This window comes from Dictyobacter aurantiacus, assembly GCF_003967515.1.
In the GTDB taxonomy this organism is placed as follows: Bacteria; Chloroflexota; Ktedonobacteria; order Ktedonobacterales; family Ktedonobacteraceae; genus Dictyobacter; species Dictyobacter aurantiacus.
Map to the genome: position 1 here is coordinate 553,351 of NZ_BIFQ01000001.1, position 13,176 is coordinate 566,526.

13 protein-coding genes are annotated in these 13,176 nt (G+C 55.3%); 11 read left to right on the forward strand and 2 right to left on the reverse strand.

Annotated elements, in window-relative coordinates; genetic code table 11:
• Positions 1 to 48: 48 nt before the first annotated feature.
• The 9 genes from trpS (at position 49) to aroF (ending at position 10,124) form a co-directional block, all read left to right on the forward strand.
• Entirely contained in the window at positions 49 to 1,092 is a 1,044-nt protein-coding gene (trpS, locus tag KTT_RS02225; protein ID WP_126594436.1) for a tryptophan--tRNA ligase, read from the forward strand.
• Between the two features lie 132 nt (positions 1,093 to 1,224).
• Positions 1,225 to 2,847, forward strand: a complete 1,623-nt coding sequence (gene trpE / locus KTT_RS02230) for an anthranilate synthase component I (RefSeq protein WP_126594437.1) — start codon at positions 1,225 to 1,227, stop codon at positions 2,845 to 2,847.
• Entirely contained in the window at positions 2,828 to 3,391 is a 564-nt protein-coding gene (locus KTT_RS02235) for an anthranilate synthase component II (protein ID WP_126594438.1), read from the forward strand. Before trpE ends, KTT_RS02235 begins: the two co-directional genes overlap by 20 nt.
• 67 nt (positions 3,392 to 3,458) lie before the next feature.
• On the forward strand, positions 3,459 to 4,502 hold the full coding sequence (gene trpD / locus KTT_RS02240; RefSeq protein WP_126594439.1) for an anthranilate phosphoribosyltransferase: 1,044 nt from the start codon (positions 3,459 to 3,461) through the stop codon (positions 4,500 to 4,502).
• Between the two features lie 4 nt (positions 4,503 to 4,506).
• Positions 4,507 to 5,979, forward strand: a complete 1,473-nt coding sequence (trpCF, locus tag KTT_RS02245) for a bifunctional indole-3-glycerol-phosphate synthase TrpC/phosphoribosylanthranilate isomerase TrpF (RefSeq protein ID WP_160145588.1) — start codon at positions 4,507 to 4,509, stop codon at positions 5,977 to 5,979.
• Positions 5,980 to 6,079: 100 nt separating this feature from the next.
• Positions 6,080 to 7,315 (forward strand): tryptophan synthase subunit beta, encoded by a 1,236-nt coding sequence (trpB, locus tag KTT_RS02250; RefSeq protein WP_126594441.1) that lies wholly within the window; start codon positions 6,080 to 6,082, stop codon positions 7,313 to 7,315.
• A gap of 107 nt (positions 7,316 to 7,422) precedes the next feature.
• On the forward strand, positions 7,423 to 8,280 hold the full coding sequence (gene trpA, locus KTT_RS02255; RefSeq protein WP_126594442.1) for a tryptophan synthase subunit alpha: 858 nt from the start codon (positions 7,423 to 7,425) through the stop codon (positions 8,278 to 8,280).
• Between the two features lie 213 nt (positions 8,281 to 8,493).
• Positions 8,494 to 8,862, forward strand: a complete 369-nt coding sequence (aroH, locus tag KTT_RS02260) for a chorismate mutase (RefSeq protein ID WP_126599354.1) — start codon at positions 8,494 to 8,496, stop codon at positions 8,860 to 8,862.
• Between the two features lie 182 nt (positions 8,863 to 9,044).
• On the forward strand, positions 9,045 to 10,124 hold the full coding sequence (gene aroF / locus KTT_RS02265; RefSeq protein ID WP_126594443.1) for a 3-deoxy-7-phosphoheptulonate synthase: 1,080 nt from the start codon (positions 9,045 to 9,047) through the stop codon (positions 10,122 to 10,124).
• Between the two features lie 78 nt (positions 10,125 to 10,202).
• On the opposite strand, the gene KTT_RS02270 is transcribed toward aroF, so the two are convergent.
• Positions 10,203 to 10,703 (reverse strand): 6-pyruvoyl trahydropterin synthase family protein, encoded by a 501-nt coding sequence (locus tag KTT_RS02270; RefSeq protein ID WP_126594444.1) that lies wholly within the window; start codon positions 10,701 to 10,703, stop codon positions 10,203 to 10,205.
• 430 nt (positions 10,704 to 11,133) lie between these two features.
• Here KTT_RS02270 and KTT_RS02275 point away from each other — a divergent pair, with 430 nt between their 5' ends.
• Positions 11,134 to 11,454: an SCP2 sterol-binding domain-containing protein gene (locus tag KTT_RS02275; RefSeq protein ID WP_126594445.1), complete on the forward strand. Its 321-nt coding sequence runs from the start codon at positions 11,134 to 11,136 to the stop codon at positions 11,452 to 11,454.
• Positions 11,455 to 11,654: 200 nt separating this feature from the next.
• Positions 11,655 to 12,149, forward strand: a complete 495-nt coding sequence (locus KTT_RS02280; protein ID WP_126594446.1) for a helix-turn-helix domain-containing protein — start codon at positions 11,655 to 11,657, stop codon at positions 12,147 to 12,149.
• A 22-nt stretch (positions 12,150 to 12,171) separates the two neighbouring features.
• Here the strand turns inward: KTT_RS02280 and KTT_RS02285 are convergent, their stop codons facing one another.
• Positions 12,172 to 12,912: a FadR/GntR family transcriptional regulator gene (locus KTT_RS02285; RefSeq protein WP_126594447.1), complete on the reverse strand. Its 741-nt coding sequence runs from the start codon at positions 12,910 to 12,912 to the stop codon at positions 12,172 to 12,174.
• Positions 12,913 to 13,176 lie beyond the last annotated feature (264 nt).

A 13,176-nucleotide genomic window follows, 5' to 3' on the forward strand; every position in this document is an offset into this window, starting at 1 on the left:
CATTCACGTGGATGAGCCACACCCGATTCGTCGTGGAGGAAAGAAAGAATGACAGTTGAAACCAATCAAGCGGTACAGGAAGCTACCCAGCCAGCGCAGGCGCCGGTAAAGAAACGCGTCTTCTCTGGCATTCAGCCAACAAACAATGTTCACCTGGGCAACTACCTGGGTGCCATCCGCAACTGGGTGGAGACACAGGATCAGTACGATAACATCTTCTGCATCGTCGATCTGCACGCCATCACGCTGCCGATCGATCCCAAGGAACTGCATATCAATACCCGCAAGCTGGCGGCCCTCTACCTGGCCTGTGGACTCGATACCAGGTATTGCAAACTCTTTGTGCAATCGCATGTGCGCCAGCATGCTGAAATACAGTGGCTCTTAAACTGCTACACGCCGATGGGCTGGCTCAATCGTATGACGCAGTTTAAGACCAAAGCAGGCGAGGATATGGATTCGGTAGGAGCAGGACTCTACTGCTACCCGGTGCTGATGGCCGGCGATATCCTGCTCTACCAGACCCACTATGTGCCTGTGGGCGATGACCAGCGTCAACACGTAGAGATGACTCGCGACCTGGCACAACGCATTAACAGTCTGTATGGAAAACAGATCTTTACCATTCCAGAGGCCCAGATCCGGACCACCGGGGCGCGTATCATGTCCCTGGAAGATCCAACCAAAAAGATGAGCAAGAGCGATCCCAATCCTAACGCTTATATCACCTTGTTGGACGATCCCAAAACGATCAAAAAGAAGATCGCGCGCGCCACCACCGATTCGGAGCGCCTGGTCAAATTCGATCCGGCTCGCCCGGGCATCACGAATCTGTTATCAATCTATCAAATCCTCACCGGTCAAACGCAGGAGGTGATTGAGGCCGAGTTTGAGGGCAAAGGCTATGGAGACTTTAAGGCGGCCCTGACCGATCGCCTGGTGGAGACGCTGAGTCCGATTCAGCAACGCTACCAGGAGATTATCAGCGATATGCCCGCACTGGAGAATCTCCTGAAGCAGGGGGCTGACGACTTGCGCCCACTTGCCGAACGCACTACTGAGAAGATGAAGCGGGCAATAGGCCTGGGTTAGAGTTGAAATGACTTCCGCTGGCCTGTCTGTTGACTGCAGCAATCAGGCAGACCAGCGGAGCATACACTGTTGTCGGGGAACTGCGCGGATTCTCCCTGGAATGTGCGCAGCAGTAAATGGAGCAGGTGCTATATGTATTATCCAACATTGGATGAGGTGAAGCAGGTACGGGATGCGGTGCTGGGGGGAAAGAAGAATGATCGCCGGCCACTTTTGCCGCTCTATAGCGATATCCTGGCTGATATGGAGACGCCGGTTTCAGCGTATTGTAAGACGGCGCAGAGACCATACAGCTTCTTGCTGGAGAGCGTCACGGGCGGCGAGCAAGTCGCGCGCTATTCGTTTATCGGTATTGATCCGTACCTGGTGATGATTCATCGCGGCGAAACGGTACGGTTACGACGCATGCATGCTTTCCCTGGCTCCTACAGCGAGGATGAAGTCGCCTGCCACGATCCACTGCAGTTGTTGGAAGAGGAACTGGGCCAATATCAGCTGGTTATGCCGCCCCACCTTGAGCGGTCCCACGATCAGCTCCCCAAGTTCTTTGGCGGCGCGGTTGGCTACCTGTCATATGACGCGGCGGCCCGCTTTGAACGTCTTCCAGAACCCGGACCCAATGAGCTAGACCTGCCCCTGGCGGTCTTCATGCTGACCGAGACGGTGCTGGTCTTCGACCATGTACGCCATAGCGTACGCGTCGTGACACACGTTCACCTGGATGCGCCAGACATCGAGGCCGAGTATCGGCGGGCACAAGAGATCGTAGACGACGTGCAGGCGCGGCTCCAGCAACCGGTGCGCCTGCCTGAGGAGCCGGAGCCAATCTATGATGAAGCCGCCCTCAGGGTCACGTCAAACCGCACGCGAGCTGAATTTGAGAGCATGGTCAGCCGCTCTATTGAGTATATTAAGGCCGGTGACATCTTCCAGGTGGTACCTTCACAGCGCCTGAGCCGCCATGTGAATGCCTCGCCATTCACCGTCTATCGCGCGCTGCGGGCCATCAATCCGTCACCGCACATGTTCTTCCTGGATCTGGAAGACTTCCACCTGGTCGGAGCGTCACCAGAGCTGCTGGTGCGCTATGAGGACAACGAGGTGACCATCCGTCCGATCGCCGGCACGCGGCCTCGTGGCTCTGATAAACAGAGCGATGAGCAACTGGCCATTGAGTTGCAGCAGGATCCAAAAGAACGTGCCGAGCATATCATGCTGCTGGACCTAGCACGCAACGACGTGGGACGCGTCAGTAAGATCGGCAGTGTACAGGTCGACGACTTTATGACCATCGAACGCTACTCACACGTTATGCACCTGGTCACCAATGTATCGGGACAACTGCGCGAGGGCGTCTCCGCCTTTGACGCGCTACGGGCTGGCTTCCCCGCCGGAACGGTATCGGGCGCACCCAAGATCCGGGCCATGGAGATCATTAGCGAGTTGGAGGGCGAGACACGGGGCGCGTACGCGGGCGCCGTTGGCTACTTCAGCCATACAGGCAACCAGGAGACAGCCATCACGCTGCGCACGATGGTCATCAAAGATGGAAAGGCCTATATCCAGGCTGGAGGCGGAGTCGTCGCGGATTCAACCCCGGCCAATGAGTATCAGGAAAGTTTGAACAAAGCGCGGGCGCTGCTGCGAGCACTCGATGAGGCCGAACATATTGCGCAGATCAATCGGCAGACAACCCATGAGTCACCAACCATTGCCCAGGGAGGAAAGAAGAAAGATGCTCCTGTTACTCGATAACTATGATAGCTTTACCTACAACCTGTATCAATACCTGGCAGAGCTCGGGGCAGAGGTTGTAGTAAAGCGCAACGATGAGGTCACACTGGCCGACGTGGAACAACTCCAGCCCGAGCGCATCGTTGTCTCTCCAGGCCCCTGTACTCCCAGCGAGGCCGGAATGTCCTGTGAAGTAATCGCCGCCTTTGGCTCACGCATCCCTGTACTGGGAGTGTGTCTGGGTCACCAATCAATCGGACAGGTGTATGGGGGACGTGTCATCCGAGCCCCCGAACCAATGCACGGCAAGACGTCGCAGATGCATCACAATGGCAAAGGCGTCTTCAGGAACCTGCCCCGGCCCTTTGAGGCGATCCGCTACCACAGCCTGATCGTTGAGGAGGATTCGCTGCCAGAAGTACTTGAGGTAACGGCCAGAACCGACGACGGTCTGATCATGGGCTTAAAGCATCGCGCCTATCCGGTTGAAGGCGTGCAGTTTCATCCCGAGTCGATCATGACCAACGTGGGCAAAGATTTATTACGCAACTTTTTAGAGCGGTAGGCAATCCATTGGGCAGGGATGAGAGATAGATCGCCTGCAGACGGAACCAGAGAGGATAGATTTGAGCATGATTCGCGAAGCTATTGCTCACATTGCGTCGGGCGCAACCCTCGATACAGAGGAAGCCGCCGCCGCTATGGAAGAAATTATGACCGGTGCGGCCACACCATCACAGATCGGCGCTTTTCTAACCGCTTTACGTATGCGCCCCGGTGCGGAAACGGTAGAGGAGATCGCTGGTATGGCCCTGGTGATGCGCGATAAAGCGCTCCAGGTTCATCTCGACGAGCCGGCCGCGAGCCAGGCCATGGATACATGCGGGACCGGTGGGGATGGCTCAGGCACCTTAAATGTCTCAACGGCGGCAGGCATCATCGCCGCCGCCGCCGGGGCCACCATCGCCAAGCACGGCAATCGCTCGGCCACCAGCAAATGTGGCAGCGCCGATGTGCTGGAGGCACTGGGTGTACAGATCAATCTGGAACCAGAAGCGCTGGCCCGTAGCATTAATGAATGCGGCTTTGGCTTTATGTTTGCCCAGGCCTATCATCCGGCCATGAAATACGTTGGCCCCACCCGACGTGAGATTGGTATCCGTACCGTCTTCAATATCCTGGGGCCGCTGACCAATCCCGCCCATACCCCTTACCAGGTGCTGGGTGTGGCGGATAACTCACTGATGCAAAAGATGGGAGAGGTGCTGCTGCGCCTGGGGTGCAAGCATGCCCTGATCATACACAGCGCGGATGGCATGGATGAGTGCTCGATCAGCGCACCCACCCACATCTGTGAGGTACGCGTTGGGCAGGAGCTACACACCTACACGATCACGCCAGAGGACTTTGGGCTGGCCAGTTCCAGCAATCTAGAAGGTATCCAGGGAGGAGATCCAGCACATAATGCCGCCATGCTGCGCGAGATCCTCTCAACGTATAACGCCAACCCGGCAACGGACATGATCTGCCTCAATACGGCGGCGGCCCTGATGGCTAATGAGCAGGTCGCATCCTTTAAGGATGGAATTAAACTGGCGCAGGCAACGTTACAGGAAGGAAAGGCCCGGCGCAAACTGGCCGAGGTCATTGAGTGTTCGCAGGCATATGGTAGGTAAAAACATGTTTCTTGATCGCATCGTTAATCAGACACGCATAGATTTAGCGCAACGCAAAATAGATCTACCACTGGAGCAGATCAAAAAACAGGCACTGGAACAGTCGCGTCCACGGGATGTGCTGGAAGCATTGGATCCTCGGGACCGCGTCCATCTGATTGCCGAGGTGAAACGTGCGTCACCCTCCAAAGGGCTGCTGGCACCCGACCTTGATCCGGTGGCTACCGCGAAGATCTATGAGCAGAGCGGAGCGTCGGTTATTTCCGTGCTGACTGAGCCACATTTCTTCCTGGGCTCGCCTGAATACCTGACCGCCATCAAGAACGCGGTCAGCATACCGGTCCTGCGCAAAGATTTTATCATCGATGAGTACCAGGTCTATGAGGCCAGGGCCTGGGGCGCCGATATGATCTTGCTCATCTGCGCCATCCTGGACGATCAACAGTTGAGGGATCTCCTGGAAGTCGCGACCAGCCTGCGCATGCGCGCCCTGGTCGAAGTTCATAGCCAGGAAGAGGCACAACGCGCCATCGCCGCCGGTGCCGTCATTATTGGCGTAAACAGCCGCAACCTGACCACGTTCGAGATGAATCCCTACCTGATTCGCGACATTCGGCGCATCCTACCAGAGGATCGCGTGATTGTCGCTGAGAGCGGCATCCATAGCGAGGCCGACGTACGCCGACTGGCCCGCTACGATGTACAGGCCATGCTGGTCGGCGAATCGCTGGTCGTCTCTAAAAATATCCCCGACCATATCCAGATGCTCTTGCGGCATGCCAATCACACTACCCAGGTGAAGATCTGTGGCCTGAGCGAGTCAAAACATATCGACGCGGCCATCGAAGCCGGCGCCGACATGCTGGGCTTTATATTTCATAAACCCAGCCATCGCTACATCCAGCCCGAGCGCGTCCCGGAGATACTGGCGGCCAGTCAAAGCTATACACAGCCACGCCAGGGACAGGTGCTCCCGGACCTGGTGGGCGTCTTCGTTAATGAGGACGCGGATACAATCAACGCGATCGCCGACCAGATCGGGCTGCACTATATCCAGTTGCATGGCAATGAGACACCAGATTTCTGCCAGCAGATCAACCGACCCGTTATCAAGGCGCTCTCACTGCGGCAGCCTGAGGATCTGGAACGCCTGGCGGCCTATCGGAATGTTACCTGGCGTCTCTTGATCGACACACCCACACCTGACTGGGGAGGCACCGGTCGCACCGGCGATTGGGAACTGGCGCGCCTGGCGGCACAGCAGAGCAAAATTCTACTGGCTGGCGGACTGACTGTAGAGAACGTCGCCACCGCCATCCAGCAGGTCCAGCCCTGGGGTCTTGATGTTAGCAGCGGAGTCGAAACCGGGCGCAGGAAAGATAGCCAGAAGATCGCGGACTTTATCGCCCGGGTACGCCAGAGCGAGAAGGGTCAGCAAGAGGCGCCGGAGCGCCAGGAAGAGTCCTCGCTGCGCTAAACTCACGCCTTTATCAGTAGTCAATCATAGCAATTATTCATCTGGTCCTTCAGTGGCCACATTCGTATCGCCCTGGTAGCGATAAGGGAAGAAGGCACGTATGCAAGATACAAAAACGCACAATACTTATCAGCACAATCTGTATCCAGATGAGCGTGGACGCTTTGGAGATTTTGGCGGCAAATTTGTACCGGAAAATCTGATGGCGGTCCTGGCGGAACTGGAGACGGCCTATAAAGAAGCGATGCAAGATAAAGCATTTATAGGCGAGCTCAATCAAGAACTCGCCAGCTATGTCGGGCGGCCCACAACCCTGCATTATGTGCCACGCTTTTCTGAGATGGTTGGCAATAACGTCAAAATCTATCTCAAACGCGAGGACCTGGCGCATACGGGAGCGCATAAGATCAATAACGCGCTGGGACAGGGCATGCTCGCCAAACGCATGGGGAAGCAGCGTATCATCGCCGAGACCGGCGCGGGCCAGCATGGCGTGGCGACAGCGACGGTCTGCGCTAAACTGGGCCTCGATTGCATCATCTATATGGGTGAGGTAGACATCCAGCGTCAGTCGCTCAACGTCTTCCGCATGAAACTACTGGGCGCCGAAGTACGCTCGGTGGATAGCGGCACCAAAACGCTCAAAGACGCCATTAATGAGGCCATTCGCGACTGGGTTACCAATGTCGAGACCACCTTCTACCTGTTTGGTACCGCCGCGGGTCCCGCCCCCTATCCACGTATCGTGCGTGACTTCCAGGCCGTCATCGGTCGCGAAGCGCGCCAGCAGATCATGCAACAAGAGGGACGCCTCCCGGATCAGATCTATGCCTGCGTCGGCGGCGGCAGTAACGCCATCGGCATCTTCTATCCCTTCGCCGATGCCAGCGAGGTTGAATTGATCGGAGTAGAGGCCGGCGGAACCAGCATGGATCCCGGCATGCACGCCTCCACGCTGGTCGCTGGTCGCCCCGGTGTCCTGCATGGAGCCATGAGCTACCTTCTGCAAAATGAAGATGGCCAGATCCTGGACACACATAGCATCTCGGCCGGCCTGGACTATCCAGGTGTTGGACCAGAGCACAGCTATATGAAAGACAGTGGTCGCGCCAGCTATGTCACAGCCTCGGATGCTACCGCGCTCAAAGGTCTGGAGGCTCTCAGCCGTACCGAAGGCATCATCCCGGCCCTGGAATCGGCTCACGCCATCGGCTATGTGCTGGAGCAGGGGCAGCAGGGCAAGCTTGCCGAAGGCTCCCTGATCGTCATCAACCTCTCAGGCCGTGGCGATAAAGATATGATGACCGTGGCCAAGGCCTTTAATGTCAATCTGTAATCGTTGAAAGTAGCCTGGAGCAGGCGGGCAGCGGATCAGGCATTGGCTTAAAAAAGAGAAGCAATGGCTGATCCGGCTTGCTACGCCACAAAGAGCAGGAGGAAATAATGGACGCAATCCCAGGAAGCGTTGTTGAAGAACAAGGCAACCAGTATATACCGGCACAGAAAATCACTCGAACCTTTGAGCGCGCCCGGCAGGAGGGGCGCGGGGTACTTATTCCGTATTTCATGTGCGGCTATCCAGACGCAGCATCAACGGTCGAGATCGTACTGGCCGCCGCGGAGGGTGGCGCGGACATCATCGAACTGGGGATGCCGTTTAGCGATCCTCTGGCCGATGGCGCCACCATCCAGCACGCGGGCCACATTGCCTTGCAAAATGGCATGAGCATTCAGGGATGCATGAATATCGCCAGGGAGGTCGCGTCCAAAAGCGATGTGGCCCTGCTCTTGATGGGCTACTACAATCCGGTGCTGGCCTATGGACTGGAGCGCTTCTGCGCCACCGCTCGCGCCAACGGTATCAGTGGTCTGATCATCCCGGATCTGCCAGCGGAGGAAGCCGATCCTTTGCAGGAGATCGCCTATCGCCACGGCCTGGCGCTGATCTTCCTGGTTCCGCCTACCGCACCGGATGAGCGCATCAGCATGGCGGCCCGGCGCACCGCTGCCGGTCCAGGTGGCTTCATCTACTGCGTCTCGCTCAGCGGCGTAACCGGTTCCCGTCAGCAGTTGCCCGCCCATCTGCAAAACTTTATCCAGCGCATCCGCGCGGCGACACAGGAGCAGCGGCTCCCTCTGGCGGTTGGCTTTGGTCTCTCCACGCCCGAGCATATCGCTACCGTCACCAGTTACGCCGAAGGCGCGGTCGTTGGTAGCGCCCTGGTAAAGATTATAGACCAGCATAAGGACGACAACCCGGCGGACGCGGTCAGAGAATATATTCGGTATCTGCGTCAATAGTAGCTCAAGCTTGTAGGTGAGAGGGTTAATGCACCGATCTCTGAAGCGGAGGATCAATACCATCACATATTATCTGCACATAGAAGCGGTTATACTAACGGTCAGATAATACAGATAAAAAATTGCCATCATCCTTTACAATGGAAGGTACATCCGTCTGGCTTTCTCTCTAAAGTTAGAGATGTTACCCATTGTGAAAGGGCAGAAAAAGTGATGTATTGCCGAGGCATTCGTGGTGCAACCACCGTAGAGCATAACGATCGCGAGGAAATTCTCGCGGCGACCAGGGAGCTACTCGAGTTGCTGATCGAGAAAAATGATCTGAAGGTCGAGGATATCGCGAGCGCCATATTCTCCTTAACAGAAGATCTGGATGCCGAATTTCCCGCGGTCGCAGCCAGAGGATTGGGATGGACCGAGACCGCGCTGATGTGCACCCGCGAGATTCCAGTACCAGATAGCCTGCAAAAATGTATTCGCGTGCTCATACATGTAAATACGACCCGTAGCGCTCAAGAAATACAACATGTCTTTATTAAAGAGGCGGTAAATTTACGCCCCACGTTCGGCGTGGATGCGTAGTTGAGGTGGGGTCATTCCCTTGGAAATGGAATGAAGCAATACGATGACAGTGCAAATTATCGGCAATCATGACGAAGAGGTCACGATGGACCGTTCATGCGCCATCCCCCTATGCAATGAACTGGCGCCTGGCGCTTATCGTTGCCCCGACCTCTCTGATTGAATGTAAAGGAGTAATGTTCATGATTGTCGTGATGAAAGCAAATAGTAGTGAAGCCGATATCCAACATGTATTGACTTACCTGGAAAAACACGGCCTGACCGGCCATCTATCACAAGGGGTGGAGCGTACCGTGATCGGTGTACTGGGCGCGATCGGCCCAACCGGCGCACCAGGAAGCATCGGTGGGCTCAATCCCGCGGTTGGCGAGGCTCTTGAGGGCATGCCGAATGTGGAGAATGTCGTTCGTGTCTCCAAGCCCTATAAACTGGCCAGCCGCGAGTTTCATCCAGAGGACACGGTGGTGGAGGTTCCGGCGGCCTGTGTCTCTGGCGGAGTGGTGCGCATCGGTGGTCCCGAGTTGGTCATGATGGCGGGCCCCTGTACCGTTGAAAGCGAAGAGCAGTTGATGACGACGGCCGCCGCCGTACGGAAAGAGGGGGCGGTCATCCTACGCGGTGGTGCCTTCAAGCCGTCCACTTCTCCATATGGCTTCCGTGGTCTGGGCGAGGAAGGCTTAAAGTTGCTGGCGAAAGCGCGCGACGAGTTTGGCATGGCCATCATTACCGAGGTCATGACCCCGACCGATGTCGCGATGGTCTGCGAGTATGCTGATATCCTCCAGATTGGTACGCGCAACATGCAGAACTATATGCTGCTGGACGAAGTTGGGCGCACCCGCAAGCCGGTCGTGCTCAAACGCGGCATGTCTTCTACCTTCGAAGAATGGCTGCTGGCCGCCGAGTACATTCTCTCGCAGGGCAACCGCAACGTGATCCTGTGCGAGCGCGGTATCCGCACCTTTGAGAAGACCACCCGCAACACCATGGATATCAGCGCCTTCCCCTTGATCAAGCGCCTCTCCCACCTGCCGATCATCTCGGATCCCAGTCAGGGAACAGGTCGCCGTGACATCGTTGGTCCCATGTCACTGGCGTCGATTGCCGCGGGCTCGGATGCGCTGCTGGTCGAGGTGCATCCAAATCCAGATGAGGCTTTGAAAGACGGAGCGCAGTCGATCACCATTGAGCAATTCCGTCAGCTCATGCCGCAGGTCCAATCCGTGGCATCCGCGATCGGCCGCCAGTTCATCACCAGGTAACCGGTCTACTATCCAGGCAGAGCCGGGGTACGTCCCCACTGAAAGCGAGACGTACCCCGGCTTTGCCTGGATCCACGGTTATAAATGCAATTCTTGCCGATAAAAAGCCATCTGGGTAGGAGCCTCTTCTACCCCCACCATGATGCTGCGCAGCCCTGCCGTGGGATACTCTTCCAGAACCTGGCAGAGCTTTTCACAGATATACTGCGCCAGCAGCTCAGAGGTAGAATTTTCGATCGGCAACTCGACGACGTCGGAATGTGGAAACACATAACGTCTCTCGCGAAAACGAACTTCCCAACCATCCGACGAACGTGTCAGTTCGAGGTGTGGATTGCGTACAGGCAATAAGAAACGATGGTCTAGCTGCTGGCAAATCTCCTTTGTACGCTTCTTCAGTATCGTAAAGTCAAACACCAGTCCATCGGAACCCAGCTCTCCCTCAACCTCAACTAACACACCGTAATTATGCCCATGCAAGCGCTCGCACTTTCCGCTATATGTAATAAAATGAGCAGAACTAAAATTCAGGTAGCCGCCTTCTACCTTTACCTTTCGCATAACCTGCGTACCAGCCATACCAGGGACCTCGTTTCCTCATAGAATGCTCGCACCGCACAACAAATGCACCACCTCCCGCCAGCCCCTCTCATCTATCTACGATGCCGGCAAAAACTAACCGTACCCACAGAATATCATTGCACAAACAGAGGCACAAGGGCGCGAGCATCTCAGCGCTTACAGCTTGCATCACGAGTCCGTTGTGTGTTGGGTGCCTGCGGAGCGCTGATGCGCTCCGCAGGCACCCAACACACAAACCCATGCGGCCGCGCAGCGGACGCCCGTACGGCGGCGTTCACGTGCCCCCAACGTGATGGAATCAAGACACATTCTTAGCACCATAGACGCGTAGCGTCGGAATAAAGGTCTATCTCAACAAGAATATGATATACTGTGAAAAGGCTAGCAGGAGCCCTTCCTGCTCGAACCACAAAGGAGACAGGTATACATGAAAGTTGTCGACACCTTCGCAGCGATGCAAAAGCTCTTCAATCCAGCGGCGGCGGCTGGCTTGAATAAAACTATTCAATTAAATATTACAGGCGAGGACGCCGGGGTCTATGCCATAAAAATTGAAAACCAGACCTGCGAACTTGTCCCACCCGAATCTGTCAAACCCGATCTCACCCTGACCATGAGCGACCAGGACTGGATCGCCATCACCCAGGGTCAGCTCAATCCAATGAACGCCTTCCTATCAGGTAAAATTAAGGCAACAGGTGATATGATGCTTGCCATGAAAATCCCCAATCTTTTCCCCACAAAATAAGGGCAAGCGTTATTTCACTTGCAATAAAGTGAAAAGGACAGATGCTGCTGCTGCGCAGTATCTGTCCTTTTGACGCTTTTAATGCGCCAAACCTGATCAACCTTGCGGCATGGCAAGGACCTATGGTATACTCCACATAACTAAGTTATGTCTTTGCCAGGCACTTTTAGTATACGGCACACCGTAGAAAGGCGTCCGACATGGTTCTTAGGAGCAGTGAGCTACATCATAATCTTCAATATCTAAATGGCATGTTAACCACCCATGAAGCAGCGAAACATTTAGACCTGAGCTATTGGCACTTTATGCATCTGGTAGAAGCCGGAAGAATCCCAGGCGTACGGGTAGTTGATCGCTGGCTCTTTTCTCCGGACGACCTCAACGATTACAAACGCAGTAAATTCGGAGTCCTGGAAGATATGGCAAAAACAGCTCTCGAAAGCCCGGCCATTGGTCTGACAGAAAAACAGGCTATCATCTGTCACCATCTTGTCGCCAACGAACGTCCCTCTGAAATTGCCCGCAAACTTCAGCAATCCCGCCAGGCAGTCCATTCACAGATATCATTGATACGCGAAAAAGTTACGCGCTTACAAGCCACTTCCATCATTTCATCAGAAACACCCACGATAGGAAACACGCCACCCACCATGAAACGCACAACACGCGGTAAACGCGCACAGGCCTCCCTGTAAATAGAAAGCGAGCGATGCTGCGCTACTCTTGCTTGTTTTCCATTAAACGCCGCCGCACATCCTGCTGATAGGCCTGGAAGACAGATTCAATATGCTCTTTCATAACCTGGACCGTTGCATCTGGCGCCCCATCTTTGAGTGCAGCAAAAATCGCATCATGCTGGTCGGCTGAAGCTAACAGCGATCCGGGCGCCCCACCGGTCGCCATTTTGATGGCCCAGCGTTGCAGGCGCATCACAGTAGCAACGGTTTCAAGCAGGAAGGGATTATGGGCGGCCTCAGCAATACCATAGTGAAAGGCGTTATCGGTTTCCAGAAAAAGATCCCAGTCGCCCGCCTCAGCGGCCTGGCGATTAAGTTGAACGGATCTCTCTAGAACGCGTAGTTCGGAGAGTGTAATACGTTCAGTAGCCAGCCGGGCAGTTAAGGTCTCCTGCAAACTCCGGAACTCGAATAGCTCACGCACGTGCTCTGGATCGACCGGCATAGAGAACTCGATAGCGGCCGCGGCAAATGGACGCGTCTTATCATTTACATAGATACCGCTGCCCCGTCGCGTGCGCACATATCCGCTGGCCGTCAGCATCTTTACCGCCTCGCGTACCACAGCCCGGCTCACACCAAGCTGCTCCGCCAGCTGCTGCTCAGTTGGCAGACGATCGCCGGGCTGCAATTTCGCTTGCTGGATAAATTCAACGAGTCGAGTGGCAATAGACTCGTATTGGGGTTGATAGCTACTTTCAACTCTGGTTGTTGCAGTCATAAGTCCTTTTTCTCTCCGCAGACATCATTGGCTGATAAAATGGCGGCTCACGTCCCCGCACGCCCAGACACCGGCTGAGCAAGGTCCAGAATAAGTATTACTATTTTGTGAGGACAGCATTCAATAAAAGGTCACGCTGCTCTGCATTATAACGAAAAATAACAGCTATGACAAGCGCCGCTAGCAACTCAATAGAAAAGACACTCTTTCAGCCCTCTTTGTGCGTCGAGTCAGTTAGCAGCAAGCGGAGGGGGAAATTATTCA